The sequence below is a fragment of the Paenibacillus sp. FSL R5-0749 genome (assembly GCF_038595085.1).
Taxonomy (GTDB): domain Bacteria; phylum Bacillota; class Bacilli; order Paenibacillales; family Paenibacillaceae; genus Paenibacillus.
Genome location: NZ_CP152005.1, coordinates 5,558,407 through 5,576,643, shown reverse-complemented (window position 1 = coordinate 5,576,643; position 18,237 = coordinate 5,558,407). Strand labels below are relative to the sequence as shown.

18 protein-coding genes and 1 other annotated feature are annotated in these 18,237 nt (G+C 45.5%); of the genes, 10 read left to right on the top strand and 8 right to left on the bottom strand.

What is annotated here, in order from left to right; genetic code table 11:
* Positions 1–9 precede the first annotated feature (9 nt).
* On the top strand, positions 10–741 hold the full coding sequence (locus tag MKY85_RS24855) for a DUF2225 domain-containing protein (protein WP_339237587.1): 732 nt from the start codon (positions 10–12) through the stop codon (positions 739–741).
* A 12-nt stretch (positions 742–753) separates the two neighbouring features.
* On the opposite strand, the gene MKY85_RS24850 is transcribed toward MKY85_RS24855, so the two are convergent.
* The gene (locus MKY85_RS24850) at positions 754–987 is read right to left on the bottom strand and encodes a hypothetical protein (protein ID WP_062324061.1); all 234 of its coding nucleotides are present in this window, start codon (positions 985–987) and stop codon (positions 754–756) included.
* A complete protein-coding gene (locus MKY85_RS24845; protein ID WP_017692379.1) occupies positions 984–1,154 on the bottom strand; it encodes a YycC family protein in 171 nt (56 codons plus the stop codon). The genes MKY85_RS24850 and MKY85_RS24845 overlap by 4 nt, the downstream gene beginning before the upstream one ends.
* Before the next feature lie 118 nt (positions 1,155–1,272).
* Between MKY85_RS24845 and MKY85_RS24840 the strand changes: the two genes are divergently transcribed.
* Positions 1,273–3,072 carry a M3 family oligoendopeptidase gene (locus tag MKY85_RS24840; RefSeq protein WP_342571025.1) on the top strand — a complete coding sequence of 600 codons (1,800 nt, stop codon included), beginning with the start codon at positions 1,273–1,275 and terminating at the stop codon, positions 3,070–3,072.
* 284 nt (positions 3,073–3,356) lie between these two features.
* The gene (locus tag MKY85_RS24835) at positions 3,357–3,770 is read left to right on the top strand and encodes an O-methyltransferase (protein WP_339243206.1); all 414 of its coding nucleotides are present in this window, start codon (positions 3,357–3,359) and stop codon (positions 3,768–3,770) included.
* A 78-nt stretch (positions 3,771–3,848) separates the two neighbouring features.
* On the opposite strand, the gene MKY85_RS24830 is transcribed toward MKY85_RS24835, so the two are convergent.
* Together MKY85_RS24830 and MKY85_RS24825 are read right to left on the bottom strand one after the other, a co-directional pair.
* Complete coding sequence (locus MKY85_RS24830; RefSeq protein WP_105601328.1) at positions 3,849–4,082, bottom strand: alpha/beta-type small acid-soluble spore protein; 234 nt, start codon at positions 4,080–4,082, stop codon at positions 3,849–3,851.
* A gap of 202 nt (positions 4,083–4,284) precedes the next feature.
* A complete protein-coding gene (locus MKY85_RS24825) occupies positions 4,285–5,259 on the bottom strand; it encodes an aldose 1-epimerase (protein ID WP_342571024.1) in 975 nt (324 codons plus the stop codon).
* 244 nt (positions 5,260–5,503) lie between these two features.
* Positions 5,504–5,771 (top strand) — a binding site (T-box leader).
* Between the two features lie 74 nt (positions 5,772–5,845).
* Here MKY85_RS24825 and trpS point away from each other — a divergent pair.
* Positions 5,846–6,838, top strand: a complete 993-nt coding sequence (gene trpS, locus MKY85_RS24820; protein ID WP_342571023.1) for a tryptophan--tRNA ligase — start codon at positions 5,846–5,848, stop codon at positions 6,836–6,838.
* Positions 6,839–6,953: 115 nt separating this feature from the next.
* Here the strand turns inward: trpS and MKY85_RS24815 are convergent, their stop codons facing one another.
* Complete coding sequence (locus MKY85_RS24815; RefSeq protein WP_253440716.1) at positions 6,954–7,154, bottom strand: hypothetical protein; 201 nt, start codon at positions 7,152–7,154, stop codon at positions 6,954–6,956.
* A gap of 120 nt (positions 7,155–7,274) precedes the next feature.
* Here MKY85_RS24815 and MKY85_RS24810 point away from each other — a divergent pair, with 120 nt between their 5' ends.
* On the top strand, positions 7,275–7,493 hold the full coding sequence (locus MKY85_RS24810; protein WP_024634589.1) for an alpha/beta-type small acid-soluble spore protein: 219 nt from the start codon (positions 7,275–7,277) through the stop codon (positions 7,491–7,493).
* 114 nt (positions 7,494–7,607) lie between these two features.
* Here MKY85_RS24810 and MKY85_RS24805 read toward each other — a convergent pair whose 3' ends face one another.
* On the bottom strand, positions 7,608–8,588 hold the full coding sequence (locus tag MKY85_RS24805) for a metal-dependent hydrolase (RefSeq protein ID WP_342571022.1): 981 nt from the start codon (positions 8,586–8,588) through the stop codon (positions 7,608–7,610).
* Positions 8,589–9,011: 423 nt separating this feature from the next.
* Between MKY85_RS24805 and MKY85_RS24800 the strand changes: the two genes are divergently transcribed.
* A complete protein-coding gene (locus tag MKY85_RS24800; protein WP_339237563.1) occupies positions 9,012–9,623 on the top strand; it encodes an SCO family protein in 612 nt (203 codons plus the stop codon).
* A gap of 68 nt (positions 9,624–9,691) precedes the next feature.
* Here MKY85_RS24800 and MKY85_RS24795 read toward each other — a convergent pair whose 3' ends face one another.
* Together MKY85_RS24795 and MKY85_RS24790 are read right to left on the bottom strand one after the other, a co-directional pair.
* Positions 9,692–10,039 carry a toprim domain-containing protein gene (locus tag MKY85_RS24795; RefSeq protein WP_192135859.1) on the bottom strand — a complete coding sequence of 116 codons (348 nt, stop codon included), beginning with the start codon at positions 10,037–10,039 and terminating at the stop codon, positions 9,692–9,694.
* 521 nt (positions 10,040–10,560) lie between these two features.
* Positions 10,561–11,736: an MFS transporter gene (locus tag MKY85_RS24790; RefSeq protein ID WP_342571021.1), complete on the bottom strand. Its 1,176-nt coding sequence runs from the start codon at positions 11,734–11,736 to the stop codon at positions 10,561–10,563.
* 188 nt (positions 11,737–11,924) lie between these two features.
* Here MKY85_RS24790 and MKY85_RS24785 point away from each other — a divergent pair, with 188 nt between their 5' ends.
* The 4 genes from MKY85_RS24785 (at position 11,925) to MKY85_RS24770 (ending at position 18,062) form a co-directional block, all read left to right on the top strand.
* Entirely contained in the window at positions 11,925–12,407 is a 483-nt protein-coding gene (locus MKY85_RS24785; protein ID WP_342571020.1) for an ATPase, read from the top strand.
* Positions 12,408–12,425: 18 nt separating this feature from the next.
* Positions 12,426–13,571, top strand: coding sequence for a transglutaminase domain-containing protein (locus tag MKY85_RS24780; RefSeq protein WP_342571019.1), 1,146 nt, complete (start codon positions 12,426–12,428; stop codon positions 13,569–13,571).
* 105 nt (positions 13,572–13,676) lie between these two features.
* Positions 13,677–15,713, top strand: a complete 2,037-nt coding sequence (locus MKY85_RS24775) for a penicillin-binding transpeptidase domain-containing protein (RefSeq protein ID WP_342571018.1) — start codon at positions 13,677–13,679, stop codon at positions 15,711–15,713.
* Between the two features lie 396 nt (positions 15,714–16,109).
* Positions 16,110–18,062, top strand: coding sequence for a penicillin-binding protein 2 (locus tag MKY85_RS24770; protein ID WP_342573477.1), 1,953 nt, complete (start codon positions 16,110–16,112; stop codon positions 18,060–18,062).
* Positions 18,063–18,237 lie beyond the last annotated feature (175 nt).

Genomic DNA, 18,237 nt, shown 5'->3' with positions numbered 1-18,237 from the left:
TGGAATAGATTGGAATTAGAGCCGCTATATAAGGTGAAAGTGACTTGTCATTATTGCGAAACCGAGTATGACACTTCACGGGTAAGACCGAGTTTGAAAAGGCCCTACCGGACAGATTCGGATTTTTGTGCCTACTACAAGCTGGAGAATCCGGATTTTTATGTGGTTCGCATCTGTCCACAGTGCGGGTTTGCTTCCACGGAGAACGCAACGGAGCATTTGAATGATGCTCAACGCAAGGCTTTTAAGGAACAGATCGGTAATCGCTGGGTAAAACGTGACTATAGCGGAGCTCGGACACTGGACCAGGCGCTGGCTACGTACAAGCTTGCCTTGCTGTGCGCACAGGTTATCCAGGAGAAAGACCGTGTTGTCGCTGGTCTGTTACATCATATAGCTTGGTTGTATCGTTATATGGAGGACCATGCACAGGAACATCGCTTTCTCGAATTTAGCCTTGAAGCTTATGTGAAGGTGTTCGAACGGGAGGGAACAGGTGGCAATGAAGCCAAACTGTTGTATTTACTCGGGGAATTGAACCGCAGGGTAGGACGGTTTAATGAAGCAGTGCAATGGTTCAGCAAGGTCATTCATGACAAGCGGATCACCGATGCGGCCATGATTCGTGCTTCAAGGGAACAATGGGCCGTGCTGCGTGAACAGATGATCTCCGGTAAGATGGAGCTGCCTGAAGAGATGCTTGAAGCAGACAAAGAGGCTGCGAAGCGCAGCCCCCTCTAGGTTGATCTTACATTAGTTACGGACAGGACGGCTGGATAACAAATAGTCACTGTCATTGTCGATCACGGTCATGCTGGTATTACAGCAGGGAAAGACGAGTAATTTCTTTTTGCCTTCGCGGATGCGCACAAGCTCTTTCGGTTTGAGGGGGAGCAGCACGTTGCTTGCATGACAGTAGGGACATTGCTGTACATAGATGTCTCCCATCACAATATCGTAAGGCCAGCTGTTCTCAAAGGGAATCATTCTTGTTCGCCTTCTGGTGCGGAAGGTTTGGAGGCTTCTTGTTTGGCGAGTTCCGCAATCTTCTGCATTAGGATATGTTGGGGCATGTGCATCAGATGTTCCAAAGGTACGCCCAAGGATTCTGCTAATTTGACGGCTGTATCAGCCGATACTTGTAAAGGTTTCATACGTTTACCTCCTGAAAGTTACTATAAGTATTTCTCTAGTATAGAGATACAGTGAACAGAAAACCAGTTTTTAATTCAATCCTAACCATCCAATTTATAGAGAGAGGTGCCTTATTAAATGAAAACGCCATTACACCCCGTATGGGATCTGGAGTCCATTTTTAGTGGAGGTTCTTCCTCCGAGACATTCGCTGCGTATCTGATTGAACTGGAAGAGGATGTACGTAAACTGCAACAACTATTGAACGAAACACCTGCACCGACTTCATTAGAAGAGACGACAGCTTTTGATCCCATTTTGGAACTGCTGCAAAGCTGTTATGTCCGCATATCGGAAGGTTCTGCGTTTGTATCCTGCCTCTCATCGCAAAACCAGAAGGACAAGAAGGCAACCCAGCTTCAGGGGGCCATCAGTTCTATTGCTGCGATGCTGAACGGCAGCAAATCGAAGTTCGATAATACACTCAGTCAGACGTCAGATTCGGTGTGGGACGCCTGGATTGCTCGGGAGGATATTCAGCCGCTTGCATTTGTACTGAACGAGAGTCGCACGCTGGCTCGTGAGAAGCTGTCGCCTGAACTTGAAGGTCTTGCACTGGATCTGGGTGTGGATGGTTACCATGGTTGGGGCAAATTCTATAACACGATTGTCAGCAAGGTGAACATTCCATTTGAGCAAAATGGGGAAACGGTCATGCTGTCGGCAGGGCAAGCTGCTAACAAACTGAGCGATAGTGATCGGAATGTACGCGAGACGGTATTTGCAAACTGGGAACAGGCTTGGACGGATGTCGAAGATTTCTGCGCAGACACACTGAACCACCTCGCGGGATTCCGTCTGAAGTTATATGAGAAACGTGGCTGGCATGATATCCTCAAGGAACCTCTGGCCATCAACCGGATGTCCCGTCAGACACTGGATACGATGTGGAATGTAATTAATGGTGCCAAACCTGCACTTGTTCAATATCTGGAGCGCAAGGCAGAACTGCTCGGGGTAGACAAGCTCAGTTGGAGCGATGTAGACGCCCCTGTAGGTAAGTCGAGTGGCAAAATCACTTACGATGAGGCAGCTATCAATATCGTTGAACAGTTTGCCAAGTTCAGTCCTAAACTTTCTTCTTTTGCAGAGATGGCTTTTGAGAAACGCTGGATTGAAGCTGAAGACCGCCCCGGCAAGCGTCCGGGAGGATTCTGTACATCTTTACCACTTAGCAAAGCAACCCGAATTTTCATGACCTTCTCCGGGACACCGTCCAATGTGTCGACTCTTGCGCATGAACTTGGTCATGGATATCATCAACACATTATGGAAGAGTTGCCTGCGTTGAATCAACGTTACGCGATGAATGTGGCTGAGACAGCGTCCACGTTTGCTGAATTGATTGTAGCAGATGCCCTTGTGCAGGCGGCAACAGATGAACAAGAGAAGCTGGCTTTGTTGGAAGACAAGATACAGCGAAGTGTGGCTTTCTTTATGAATATCCATGCCCGGTTCCTGTTTGAGAATCGTTTCTATGAACAACGCAAAAAAGGCTTGGTTAACGCGGATGAACTATCCAAATTAATGGTGGATGCACAGCAGGAAGCATTCTGTGGTGTACTTGCATCAGATCATCCACATTTCTGGGCATCCAAGCTGCATTTCTATCTGACAGGTGTGCCATTCTATAACTTCCCATACACGTTTGGGTACATGTTCAGTGCGGGAATCTATGCGAGAGCACAGCAAGAAGGCACAGCATTTGCAGATAAATATGATGATTTGTTACGAGATACAGGACGTATGACGGTCGAAGAACTTGCGCAGAAACATCTGGGTACAGACCTGAAACAACCGGAATTCTGGCAAAATGCTGCGGACTTGGTTATTGCCGATATTGAGCAGTTTTTGCAGATGACAGCACCCCAAAAATAGGTTGAATGTAATAGGTTGAATATATATGAAAGGCTGCAATTCCGTGTTAACAAACACAGGATTGCAGCCTTTTTTTGTACAGAATCCTTATTTTTGATTCTCAAATATTTTGTCGCAAATGAACGAAAAAACTCACTTTAAGGAAGGGGAATGGCAATTAATTGCGCAATTTATAGTTAAAAATACCCAAGTTTGCCGTTGTTTGTTGAACATGCGCAAATGATGTCATATAATGAGTCGTAAGTCCTTGTTACATAGGACTATAAGCATGTAGGAGGAGTGTTATTATGAAAATCGACCAGCTTTCATTAGCACGTCAGTTAGATTTAGTATTTAAAGAGCTTGATCATGAGTTGTCAGGGTTAGATTCAGGAGTAGTTTTTGTGCAAATACGAAACAACGTAATTGGGAAGTTCGGTATTCGACATAATCCGATAACTGGACGGGATGGGCAGATGGATTTGGAAGAGAAGGGACTAAACGAAACCCAGAGAACTTCTTTCCGGGCGATGGCACTGGAAACTTTGAAATTCAAACGCAATTGGACACATGGCGAAATATCGTACGACTTCACAGTAAGACAAGGTATGATTCTGGTAGATGCAACAATGGAGTCCAATTACAATATGGCGAGTCTCATGATTCGTTACCCTAGAACGAATACATACAAGGATTCTGATATGGAGTCGACCTCATAATTCGTTACACAAGAGAAAGCGGCACTTCCGAAGAAGGCCGCTTTTGGATTCTGCTTAGCTCAAGCAATAATTACGAGCTTACGAACGACCCGATAATTGCTGCTCAGCGATTTGCACCAGACGTTTAGTGATGTATCCACCCAGAGAACCTGTCTCACGGGAAGTATAGTTACCGTAGTAACCATCTTGTGGAATAGTTACACCCAGCTCTTGTGCAGCTTCCATTTTCAATTGTTGCAATGCTGCAGTTGCTTGGGGAACGACCAGGTTGTTGGAGCGGCTACCGCTACCTTGGTTTTGACCTCCGTACATATGTGTCACCTCCTTATGGGTTGGTGATGTTAGTATGGTTAGAGAATAAGGAAATATACATGATATGGCGTAAGGAAATATATGGTTAATTATTGGTGCGCGGATCACATAAAAAAGCCGACCCAATGTGGGTCGGCAAGTTGTACATGGTATCGAAATATATGTTGATCAGCGTAAACAGTATAGATGATGATTAGCTCACTTAGTCTGTAGGAGGTATAACCTCAATACGTGTAAATAGCTCAACAGGCTGTTCCGGTTCCAGGCGAATCAATCCCGTCTGTTCATCCGATAAATCCAAATTAGGTGCATCCGGGAGCCAAGTGTACGGTTCAATGCACAAAAACTGATCGGATTCCCCTTTGGTGAAGAGAACCCAGTGTTTGAAAAATGTTTCATCTGCTGAATATTTCAGCGTATATCCATCTTGCCTCCGTAAGTAAGCCGCAGCCGGTTCACCTTCGGTAGCTTTCAACAGCGTATCCCAGTTACGTCCCTGCAAGTTGATGCCTTCGTTAAGAGCAAACCATTCACCCAGGGATTCCAGCTCACCTGTTGGTAGTTGTTCTTCATTCTGACCGTATATTCCGGAAACAGGAAGTTGCAGTGTCCAATCGGCAGGTTTGCCGTCTAACAAAAACCATGTATGATAGCCCATCCCAAAAGGAGCAGGCGTTGAGCTCAGATTGGTGACTCGCAGACGCTGGCTAAATACAGCGTTTTGCAGACTGAACGTCATCTCAAGTTTCAGAGGAATCGGGAATTGAGCCATCCAGTGTTCTTCATTTTCAGTCAATAATTCGGTCGTAATTGCACATCCGTCTTCATCTTCCTCGATATCACTGACACACCAGGATTGGGTACGGTGGAGACCGTGAATATGGTTGTCATTTGCCGTGTTCTGATTGAACTGGTAACGGACACCTTCATATTCGAATTGTCCCCGATGAATGCGTCCTGGTGGAATCAGGAGAGGAACGCCAAAATGGTACGGCTTCTGCAGATAAAAGGCAAGATCGTCTTCATCCGGACGGCGGACGATATCCCTGTCCTGCACTAAATCCCGAATAGAAATAATGTTATTTCCAAGACGTGGCAGCAGGGTGATTTCCAATTCACGGCTATGTAGGATATACGTGTCGTAACCATTCCATTGGCCTTTGGTCACTTGTTTCATATCGATGCTCCTTTTCCCACTTGAAATCTGTCTGCGAGCAGTTGTAATGATTGGACTGCTGCAGGCGTGTCATTGTGTACATGCCAGCTATTTCCTGCGCTGCTTCTTGTGAAGCAGGCATGTTAATAAGCAATTCCATCATAACAGATTTCAGTGTCTCGGGTAAAAAAGTTCAACTCATTTTGACATTAGCGCCTGTGCGCATTAAGATGGAACTCTAAAGGTACGTATTCAAATTGAATGATATAAATCGATGACAGGGATAAGTAGGCCAAGAGAATTCTCTTCAGAAAGCCGGTGGTTGATGCGAACCGGTGTGAACTCTTTACTGAATGGACCCTTGAGTGTGGATTTGAACAGGTTAAGCCAGAGACGGGCTTGCCTCACTAGAGTCTGCCGTATAATCCACGTTACGGAACAATGAAGGCGTTTCTTCAGCTTGACTTGATTGAGGGTCAGGGGCAATGGAAGAAAAGCGAATAAGGGTGGCACCACGGTCTCACGTCCCTTGCGGATGTGGGGCCTTTTTGCGTTCGCAGAGAATGGCAGGAGCTTTTTATATACAATCAGGGAGGCGTTATGTGCAATGAAAACAGTACTTTCAGGTATTCAACCAAGTGGAAAGCTCACATTGGGCAACTATATTGGTGCAATCAAAAATTTTGTAAAACTCCAGCATGACTATCAATGTCATTTCATGGTGGTAGATCTTCATGCCATTACCGTGGCTCAAGAGCCAGCAGCATTGCGTGAACAATCGGAAGCGGTAGCTGCGCTGTTTCTTGCAGCAGGTATTGATCCTTCGAAATCTAACGTATTTCTGCAATCCCATGTACCGCAGCACGCCGAATTGGGCTGGTTGATGACGACGCTGACCTCCATGGGTGAGCTTGAACGCATGACTCAGTTTAAGGATAAATCATCCGGGAAAGATTCCGTTGGTGCCGGACTGTTCGTGTATCCATCATTAATGGCGGCTGATATTTTGTTATACAATGCTGATCTTGTACCTGTAGGTGAAGACCAGAAGCAGCATCTGGAGCTGACACGTGATCTGGCTGGGCGTTTTAACCACCGTTATGGGGAGTACTTCACCATTCCAGATCCGTATATCCCACAGGTAGGTGCACGGGTAATGTCACTTGATGATGCCTCTTCGAAGATGAGTAAAAGTAATCCTAATGCCGGCAGCTATATTGCCCTGCTGGATCCGCCGGATGTCATTCGCAAAAAGATCAGCCGTGCCACTACAGATTCGGGACGTGAAGTCGTCTATGATCCGGCAAACAAACCGGAAGTTAGTAATCTGATGAGTATCTACGCGGAATGTGCGGGTATGACGCTTAAGGAAGTAGCTGAGCGTTATGAAGGCAAGATGTACGGTCCGTTCAAAAAAGAACTGGCTGAAGTGGTTGTGTCTGTTATCGAACCGCTGCAACAACGATATAATGAGATTCGCGAGTCTGGCGAATTGGCCGATGTTCTGGAGACGTCAGCTCGTCGTGCAGAAGAAGTTGCTTCTCAAACGTTGAGTGCCGTGAAAGAACGTATGGGGTTTGTTCCTAGACGTAAACTGTAGTGCTGCTGAACAAAATTATAGTTAAAGAAATGAATAGTTAACATAAATAAAGAGGAGTCCTATTAAGGGCTCCTCTTTATTAATACGTTCAAACTTGCGTTAGAATATGACCTGCTCAAGAAGTGGGCTCTGAAGTAGCCGAGCGAACTTCCTGCCGTTCTTTTTTGGCACGAATGACAAAGCCCCAGCCAATGTTGGCAATGGACAGGACGAACAGGAGCGTAGCAAGCCAACCGGAGTAAGAGATTGTGATTGCTGTAACCGTTAACAAGATAATGGATGAAAACGCGAACCATAAGGATAAACCTTTGCTCATTGGGAAAAACCTCCATCTACAAATTTAGTAAAATTCCGTATAACCTGAAGCCTACGAGCCATAATAATCTTGCAAGCTTGCAATGACATTACAGACACAGATTGAAGGGAGATTATAAATATGGCTCAAGGATCTCGTTCTAACAACTTGGTGGTACCTCAAGCAAATTCTGCATTGCAACAATTGAAAATGGAGGCTGCACAGGAACTGGGTGTAACTATCCCGCAAGATGGTTACTATGGTAACTACACTTCCCGTGAAACAGGATCTTTGGGTGGATATATCACCAAACGTCTGGTACAAATCGCTGAGCAGTCTCTGGCTGGGTCTGGCAAATAATTTATCTTAACCAACAGCAATAAAAGAATAAACAGAAAGCCCGGGGCGGAAACGCTCCGGGCTTTCTCGCGTATCAGTTCCTATAACTGATTGTGCCTTGCCATGCTCACTTCGTCAAGGGCGTGCGGATAAAAGTTTTTTATCCATCTTCTCATCGCTTAACCAGCCTACATACGTATCAATCGTTTCAAAATTCCGGTCCATCACAATTACAGCGACAAATGGATATTGTTTTCGGTGTCGATAACGTACATCTGCCCAGCGGACCTTGTAACCGGCAGGCAGTTCTTCCACTTCTGCCACCGCATAAGAGGTGAAGTAGAGGAAAGCACTGACTTCCGGTGATTTGCGTGAAGCAGCAACGGCCGCATGAGTAGAAGATGAGGCGTGCAGACTCCATACCAGATTAGAACCATCCATTTTACCAATCACATAACTGCCGTCCTCGACTCGCTTAACCACATGCCAGCGATTCCAGGATATTGTTGGAATGACGATGTATTTAGCCTGTTCTGGGCTATTATCTAAACGTCTGACTTTTCTGACCGCTTGTGCACGAGCAATCGTTCGCCATATATAATATATACCGGTCAAACTATACAGCGTAACGAAGAGTGGTGCAGGGGCGATCAGATCAAAGGCCCATAACAGAATAGCTACGACATGCGTAGTGAATAGAAACGGATCAAAAATATGAATGATGTTCCAGGCGATCCAGCGTTCCGTAAAAGGCCGGGCGGCTTGGGTTCCATAGGTGTTGAACAGATCGGTGAATACGTGAAAGCCTACGGCTACAGCGGTCCAGATGGCAACGTGTCCAATGGGGACACCAGGGAATATCAGGGCAATGACGCCGGTGATGAGCAGAACCCATAACAGGAGAAATGGCAGAGAGTGTGACAAGCCCCGATGATTCCGAATGTAAAGTGAGTTGCTTTTGAGACGTAACGCAGTATCGATGTCAGGGGCCTGGGAGCCAGCAATCGTGCCAACCATTACCGCAGCTGCAAGCATTGGACTCGTTGCGACAATAGGATCGACATAAGCCAGACCAGCTAGACCAATCCCCATGACAAAATGTGTAGAGGTATCCATAAACGTCTCCTTTGTGTGGTGTATCGTTCTAAGGCATATTACTTCTCTATCTAGGTGATACCCATATATAGTGTATAATATCCGTCTGTCCGGATGCAAAACATCCCTAATTTCAAAGTTATGATAATAACTTGGTCCATACCCAATAAATGTACGTAGTTTGTCAAACTATTTTGGCATTTCTTATGATAAACTTTATATCGGAAACAGAGAGAAATTTCATCAGAGTATACGAGGTCAGCTTGTTCCATAAATATGTATGGGCATTGTTACGACAAACCGTTACAATAATATAGAATCTCATAAAAAGTAGGTTTCTTGGAGTACATATGTCACAGTAGATGGATAAAGCGAAACAATTGTGATTTTGGATTTACTTATGTATGCGTATTCATAAGAGAAGATACAGAAGGGACGAGGAAGATGCTGAAAAAGTACATATGGACCTGGATACTACTCGGGCTCGCACTGATTATGGTTGTGTATCTGATGTGGGGCACATTATTTGTCAGTAAGGAGAAATTACCCGAGATTCGCGAGATCCAATCCTTTTCCATGGAAAATGTAGATGGCAGTACGGTATCACTGGAGGATACTCAAGGGAAAGTCCGTTTGTTCTACTTTTATTTCACCAGTTGTCCGGATGTCTGCCCTATTACGACGTTCACGTTATCCCAAGTGCAGGATCTGTTGAAAGAGGACGACACCTTCGGTAAAGATGTCTCGTTTGTATCCATTTCATTCGACCCGAAAGTCGATACGAGAGAGAAGATTAAGACGTTTGCGGATCGCTTCCATGCGGATTATTCCGGATGGTACTTCTTGCGAGGGGATATGGACAAAACAAAGCAGTTCGCCAGGGATTCATTCCAGATCCTGATTGAAGGCGAGAATAAGGACGATTTTGCCCATATGAATATGATTGGCTTGGTGGATCAGAATAACCAGCTGCGCAAGGTATATAATGCGTTTAATACAGAGGACGTTGTACCTGCTGTCATTGCCGAGGATATTCGCAATCTGATCAAGGAATAATCACTGGATAACTGTAAAGGCTGCCTTCAGGTTGGATATCAACCTAAGGCAGCCTTTTGGCATTTCTTTTAAAAGGAAGGATGTTCAGGGTATTGGATGTATGTCTCTAACCCGGCTTTCTCCAGCTGGGCAATGATATACTCATCAGGTGTTCCTTCCACACCCGCATATCCTCGTCGTGTATACATCTGTACTGCATCCGGGAATGCATCCCGAAGCACACCTCTAATTTTTTTGCCGGAACTGTCATTATCCATAAATAAATAAACTTCATCATATCCGACTTGTTTGCGTAACGTCTCCAGCTTAAGTGAATTAAGCGTTCCAAACGTGCATAAAATGTTGATTTCGGGTCCAACCAGACGTTTCAGTTTGCTTCGATCATTCTTACCTTCCACAATGACATGAATAGGCATGATATTCACCTCTTGTTCGAGAGCTTATGTCGACATTCCCCGGGAAATGTTACAGCGAAAATCGACTGATTATATAAAATGGACTCCTTTTCTTTACACGGATCACTACGCGGACAGAAGCACCTTTGATTTCTAAATTCTTTTTCACGTACATTAGGAAATAAATCAGATCAATAGTGGCCGTTACGGTTACGGATCGTTCCTTCGATCGCTGTTGTCTCCAAATTTCTGATTGATTTTTTATAGGTTGAAATATGGAGACAAAGGCGAACGCTATCGCTTCTTCAAAATCGATTCCGTCCCCTTCACTACTTCCAATGATCGCCCATACCTAATGATGATATTTAAGAAAAAGATGAAATCACTAAAATAGTGCTTATGATCCCTAGTCCGCTCCGTTCGTGTGTAAAACGTTAGTCCATTTTATATAGTTTAGCTGTAAATGGGGGAATGATGCAAAGCTAATGAAAATACTGGCCTAATTGCTGTCATAACGGTAAGGAGACAAAGGCGATCGAAATTTAATTTAATATACTTTTGGGATCGGCAAGGGAAGCTTCGCGTCTGGATGTATAGTATGGAAGCAGCAGCATACCAATCATTAATAAAACAAAGGCAATGAAATAGGGCGATAACCCGACACGAAGTTGCCCGGCTGTGATTGGGCCGATAAAAGAGCCGATGGAAGTTGCGATGGATTGCAGCGAGAAAATGCGGCCCAACCTGCTTCCTCCGCTCAGACGGATAAATAGGGTAGCCATAGCTGGAAAGATAATGCCTTTGGACATTCCGAGTACAAATAATACGGTAGACAACGGAATTTGCGGAATGGCGGCCATTGCAAAAAAGCACAAGGACATCAGCAGCACACCCGCAACCAGACGCAGCTTGGGGGAATACCGGTTAAGAAATAACATGCTCAGTGTGAAGAGCGCTCCAATACTGATAATGGAAAATAACAACCCGGTAGACATGATGGACGATTGCCCTCCTCCCCGCAGGGGTAGCTCGAAGAAGAGAATCCCTTGAGCACAAGCAATAACCAGAGGCAGGGCAAAATAGCGCCAGGACACCGGAAGGAATGCACTTTTGGTATCTACTGGTGAAACGTCAGGTTTGGCAGGTTCAGTCACTCTCTCATGCTGCTTAACGATGCCACGAGGCATGGTCATGAAAGCAATCACACCTGTGAGAATGAGCAAGTAACCCAAACCTGAGAATGTAGCAGAGAATCCCATGGAACCCACAATGATCGCCCCGGCTGCGGGAGATACCACAGACGCGAGGGTATGTACTACCCCGTGTCCTGACATATACTTCCCCTGCTTCACCGGATCACTGGATAACTGGGCAAGCAGGGCGAGACATGCAGGAGACAGGAAGGCCAGCACAAAACCGCTGATGGAACGCAGTGCCAGCAGTTGCCAAGGGGTATGGACATAGGCTTGCAGGAGCAGGATGACTCCTGCCCCAAGCAGACTGAATACAATGTAGCGGCGACTGCCATGTTTATCGATTTGTGTTCCGGCAATGAGATTGCCAGGAAGATGCGTTAAGGAATAGATACCCATCATCCAGCCAATGAAAGTAGGGGCGGCTCCCAGCGAGATGGCAAAAGGGGTCAGAATGGGATACTGGGCGTGCAGATCGAATACAGCAAGGAACAAAAACAGGTATAGCCAGATGGCCGTTTTCACATAAGCCCCTCCTTGTTAAGCGATGCATGTGCAAACTACAGGTCTTGAACGTGTTCCCGTTCGCCAGCAGAACCTTATGGTACTACTTGTACGCCTGGCAGGACGAACTTAGACCGTTTATTTTTTAGGGAGAGGGCTTAGCTGACAGCGGCTTCGGAAATCATGTATAATATTCGGGAGTGTTATGAATGAATTCAAATACGGAAGGTGTAGTCATGAACATAGAAGTAATCAAAGAGTTTCTGATGCAGAACTGGTTGGTGATCGTGGTTGCATTGATCATATTGTTCTTTGTTCTGAATGTGGTCAAAACCGTATTGAAATGGTTGATTGCCATCATCATTATTGCGGCTCTACTGATATACAGTGGCATCTCCATTGATCAGATCAAACAAACAGTGACAGACGTGCAATCCAGTACGATGGACACATTGAAGAAAGAAGCAACCAGCATGATGCTTAAGGAAGCTTCCAAAGCGACATACGTCAAAGGACAGGATGGAGCGTTCACTATCACAAGTCCCAATGTGGAGATTAAAGGCAGAACACAATCGGATAAAGTCGATGTGATCTTCCGCGGCATTTCACTTGGGGAATGGAAACTCGACAATGAAACGATACGTACGTTTGTCGAACAGGCACAGGAGAACAAAACAGCACCAGCATCGTAGTAAAGGGGGAATCGGTACGTGCTGCAGAATTGGCTGGACAGCCTGAAGGAATTGAATGGCATCACGATTATGCTGCTGCTGATTGTGGCTGCTTCTTTATTGCAGGGTTGGTCCAGAGGGGCTTCTCGTTCAGCAGGCAGACTCTTCGGGTTCCTGATGGATGGCATTATGGCGGTTATTGGTATTCTGTTATCGATCGGTTTAACGTTATGGCTTGCACCATATGTACAGCAGTGGTTGTCTGAGTATGCTTCAGCCATGCCTAATCGTGAGTTGAACCGGTGGGAACAGATGTATTATACGTTGGTTACGGCGATCGCAGATTTTCCACTGATGCGGTTCGCTGTATTATTTGTACTGAGTTATGGACTCATCCGATTGGTTCTCGGATTGCTCTCTTCATTTATTTTCAGCAGCAGGCAGGGGTCAGCCGAGGAAAGTGCGCCGAAAGGTATGCTTAGTCGGCTGACGGGTGCAATCATTGGCACCATCATAGGCTCCGTCCGTGGAATGATTGTCATTGCGGTCTTGTTCATGATTGTCAGTCTTTACCCCGGGAGCATGTTCAGCCGATATGTGGAGGCATCTCCAATCTATATGCAAGGGGCCAAATCGGTAATTGAACCGTTGTCTGGTACGTTTATCAAGGACAAGCTGCCCGTATTCACGCAGGCTGTGCAGAAGGAACTGGGCGGCATCCTGCAACGCAAATATGAAGTCATTGACCACAATATTCCGACGGATATTGAATCTGCCGCGAAAGAAATTGTCAAAGGCCAATCGACAGATGAAGCCAAAGCAAGAGCGTTATACGACTGGGTAGGTTCACGTATTCAGTATGACTATGGTAAAGTGGATGACTATGAACAAAAGGGCATATGGCATGAACAGAATCCGCAGAATACATTTGATACACGCAAAGGTGTATGTATTGATTATGCCCGTCTCTATGCTGTTATGGCCCGTTCACAAGGGCTTGAAGTCAAAGTGGTTACAGGACTTGGGTATAACGGTCAGGGCGGATACGGTCCGCATGCATGGAATGAAGTGTATTTGAGCGATTCCGAGAGCTGGGTCCCGCTTGACCCGACATGGGCGATCAGTGGAGACTGGTTCAATCCTCCGAATTTTGCCGACACCCATCTGAAGGATCAATCAGCTTAACATTACTACGGACATGGGTCCGGAATATGACGACGTTGCCAGGTTATCATGCCGGAAAGAATCAGTTTGAGCGGTATGCATCAAGTCATGAAAGAGGTAGGATGGATGAAAAAGCATTCCAATGAGAAGGATGAACTTACAGACAAACGGCGATTCAGTTACCGAATGAACGTATTTTTCTTCGCTTCCTTTGTTATTTTTAGCGTTATTATTGTACGTTTGGCATTTTTGCAATTTGTCGAAGGGCCTGAACTCAGTCAGGAAGAAGCAAGTAATATTACGAAGGATGTACCGCTTCCTCCTGTGAGAGGTACGATCTATGATTCTACTGGTGAGGTGAAATTGGCTTACTCCAAGCCCATTCAGTCTCTATACCTGACGCTGTATAAGAATTATGGGGATGTTGATGGGAAACCGAGTCCTAACATAGGGGAAGTGCAGGATATTGCAACCCGGTTGCATGATGTGTTTGAACAGTACAAATCGAAGGATTCAGAGTCACTTACAGTGGAACAGATCATTGAAGAGATGGACTTGAACTCCCGCAAAGCGAACGGTTTTATGCCACGCCTGATCAAGAGTGATCTGTCCGAGGGAGAAGTCGCTTATTTCCTTCAGCACAAGGACGAGTTCAAAGGTATTCAGATCGTCGAGGAGAGTGTACGGTTCTATGATCCGGATACGGTAGCAGTTCAGACGATCGGTTATCTGAAGAAATTTAAAAGTTCGAAAACCTTGAATAAATACAAAGAAGTGGACGAGGCCAACAAAACGCAAACGGACCCGGGCCTGGTGTATACGGAAAATGAATTTGTAGGCTTTGATGGACTTGAGCTGCAATATCAGGATGCTCTCCGCGGCAAAAGCGGATATACATCCGTTGATGTGGATTTGCGTAACTTGCCTGAAGGTGTGGCTGGTTCTACCCCGCCGGAGAAAGGTTACGACCTGATTTCCAGCATTAACAAGAACGTTCAGGTGAAAACAGAACAGGCCATTCTGGATCAGTTGAGTTGGCTTCATCGGAACCCAGTGTCGGGTAAATTACACCCGAACGCCAAAACAGGCTTTGCGGTTGCTATGGAAGTGGATACTGGGAAAATTGTTTCTGCGGCCAGTATGCCGGATTATGATACTAACGTATGGAGAACTGGCGGTATAAGCAATGAAGATTACGATAAAATAAAATATATCTATCAAAATGGTACGATCCGAGGCTTCCCGCCAGATGATACAGGCAAGCGGGCTGAGTCTGTAGTCTTGCTCGGTTCCACGATCAAACCGCTGAGTGTATTGATTGGTTTGAGAGAGGGTTTCTTTACGACCAATACCGTTTATCAGGATAGAGGTTCAACGACCTTTGGTGGAGACAACCGTAGAGTGCAGAACTCATCAGGGCATGTGTACGGTGCGATGCGTCCGCATGATGCGATTCGTCATTCCTCGAACGTGTTCATGATCGACGAGATCGGAAAGAAGCTGTATTCGCAGTATGGTGCAGATGGTATCAACGTATGGGATAAATACATGAAGCAGTTTGGGCTTGGCGTGAAGACGGAAGTTGATCTGCCGAATGAATATCCTGGTTATTTGGAGTATATCCGAAGTGAAGAGAGCTCCCTCACTAAACTTGTGTATGCCTCCTTTGGTCAGCAAGGAAAATATACAACCATGCAGTTGGCACAGTACACCACGATGCTTGCGAACAAAGGAAAACGGATGGAACCGCAATTGGTTAACGAGTTCCGGGATTCGGAAGGTAATGTGGTTGAGAAAGTTAAACCGAAGGTACTCAGCACGGTAGATTTTAACGACGCCTACTGGAACGAGGTGCAACGAGGCATGGCCACCGAAGTTTCGGCATTTAGTGGCTTCCCGTATGATTTTGCCAGAAAAACAGGTACATCGACGCAACTCGTCGGCGGTAAACTGGTGGATAACGGGGTATTTATCGCCTATGCACCACGTAATAATCCGAAGCTTGCTGTCGCTGTGGTTATCCCCGAAGGGGGCTTTGGTTCGAGCAGTGCGGCTCCGGTTGCACGTGCGATCTTCGATGCCTATGACGAGGAATTCGGTCTTGATGGTGTACCGAAAAAGGACAAAAATAAAGATTCAGAATCGGAATCAGGCACACAGTGATGTGAGGCATTGGTTACAGAGAGGACCCTTCGTGGGTCCTCTTTTTTGTTTTTACAAGGAGAATGGATCGTAAGAGTGAACTATTTAGTTGCATTAATATGTAACCATATGAGCTGTACCACGTTTATATAAGGGAAGGGTAAACGCGTTCCGGAGAAGGGGACAAACGTTGATATGTCAGTGTTTACATTGAAATCAATAGATTGGGTAGTGTACGTTTCTGTTTACGAAAATGTAACCAAAAATTGAAAGACGTGACAGCTAACCTTTGGTAGACTTGTATGAGAAAGGATTAAATTTTGGATTGAACACGTTCACAAAACGGATTAAATATTTTATTTTTATAGAGGAACGGGAGAGGCTTAAAACATGTTTAACCGATTGAGGAAGAAACCCATGACTGAGGAAGATACACCCGTCAACAAGCCTTCCACCGCAAGGCTGAATCTGTTTTTTTTCGCGGCATTTGTCATATTCAGTATCCTTATTTTCAGATTAGCCTTTGTGCAGTTTGTGGAGGGTCCTGAACTGACGTATATGGAAACAAGTCGTAATACCAAAGATATTCCACTTGCACCTGTTCGCGGTCCCATCTATGATGCGACAGGGGAAGTCGCGCTCGCTTATTCCGAACCTGTACAGTCCCTGTATGTGCTGTTATATGAGGATTATCGGAATGATGAACGTAGACAGGAAGCAGAGGAACTGGCTCATGATCTGGCGGCTGTGTTTAAGCAGTTTAATCCAGGGGACAAAGAGCAGCCGGACGCGGAAGAGATCATCAAACGACTGGATCTGGATTATCAGAAAACGTTCGGGTATGTGCCAAGATTGGTGAAGTCGGATCTATCGACCAAAGAGATTGCCTTTTTCATGGAGAAAAAAGCGGAGTATCCGGGCGTTATGGTGCTGGAAGAAAACATACGGAAATATGACCCGGATGGTGTAGCCGTTCAGATTGTGGGTTACACACGAGAGTTTAAACGGGCACCAGATTCCATTGCCAAATATAAAGCCATCCGCGAGGGGGCAAGTAACCAACGTGATCCTGGTCTTGTGTACCATGAGGAGGAGAAGGTTGGCTTTGATGGGCTCGAGCTGCAATATCAGGAAGAACTCCGTGGACGAAGCGGATATCAGTCCATTGATATTGACGCACGTAATCTGCCGGATGGAACGATGCTACAGACTCCACCGGAGAAAGGTTACAGTCTGGTTTCCACCATCAACAAGGAAATTCAGATGGCTGCACAAGAGGCGATTACGGATGAATTGCGCAGACTTCCGAAGGCAATTACGGGATACGCAGTAGCCATGGAAGTGGATACGGGAAATGTGGTAGCGATGGCGAGTATGCCGGATTATGATCCGAACGATTGGGATTATAACAAAATCAAGTTTGTATTCCGGAACGGAACCACTGAGTCGTTCCCTCCAAATGATGCTAAGCCTAGTCATGCTGAATCCGTAGTACTTCTTGGATCAGTAATCAAGCCGCTAAGTGTGCTGATTGGATTAAAAGAGGGACTATTTACAGCAGGACAGACCTATCATGATCAGGGATATGCCATTCTGGGAAAAGATGGACGACAAGTGAGAAACTCGCATTCCGCTTATAATGGTTCCATTACCGCCAGAAGAGCAATCGAGAAATCCTCCAATGCTTTCATGATCGATATGGTGGGTAAGCGCCTGTTAAATAAATATGGCTCAACTAAGGGTGTTAAGGTGTGGGATGAACATATGAAAGATTTCGGATTGGGTGTCTCTACGGGTATCGATTTACCCAAAGAATACCTAGGCACTTTAGAATATAATAATGATGAAACGGAATCAGCTCTAACACGTTTGGCGTTTGCCTCGTTTGGACAACAAGCGAAGTACACTACTATGCAACTCGCACAATACACGACGATGCTTGCCAATAAAGGGAAACGGATGGAGCCTCACTTGGTGAAGGAAATCCGTGATGCGGATGGCAATGTGGTGAAGGAGATCAAACCTAAGGTTCTTAATGAAGTTGATTTTGCCGATGCGCACTGGAATGAAGTTCATAAAGGTATGGTTACTAAAGTAAGTTCATTTGACGGTTTCCCATACGATTATGCACGGAAAACAGGAACATCAGAGCAGGGGACCGGACCGAACAAAAAAGAGAATGGTGTATTTATCGCCTTTGCACCACGAGATAATCCAAAGCTTGCTGTAGCTGTCGTTGTACCTGAAGGTGGGTTCGGGTCAGTCAGTGCGTCGCCGATTGCACGGAAAATCTTCGATGCATACGATGAAGTGTACGGTCTTGACGGAACACCAAAAGGGAAAAAAGACGAAGCAAAAGACAAAGAGTAACGCAAAGAACATCGCGGGAATCAGCTCTTTTAACATCGTAACCAAACGGTTCATGAAGTGAATTAAATGTACATTTGGACAGGCAGGGGAAATAATCCCTTGCCTTTTTTTTTGGCTTCGGATAAAATTTGCACAAGGGAAACATTATTAGTCTTGATTAAAAATTAATACCTTG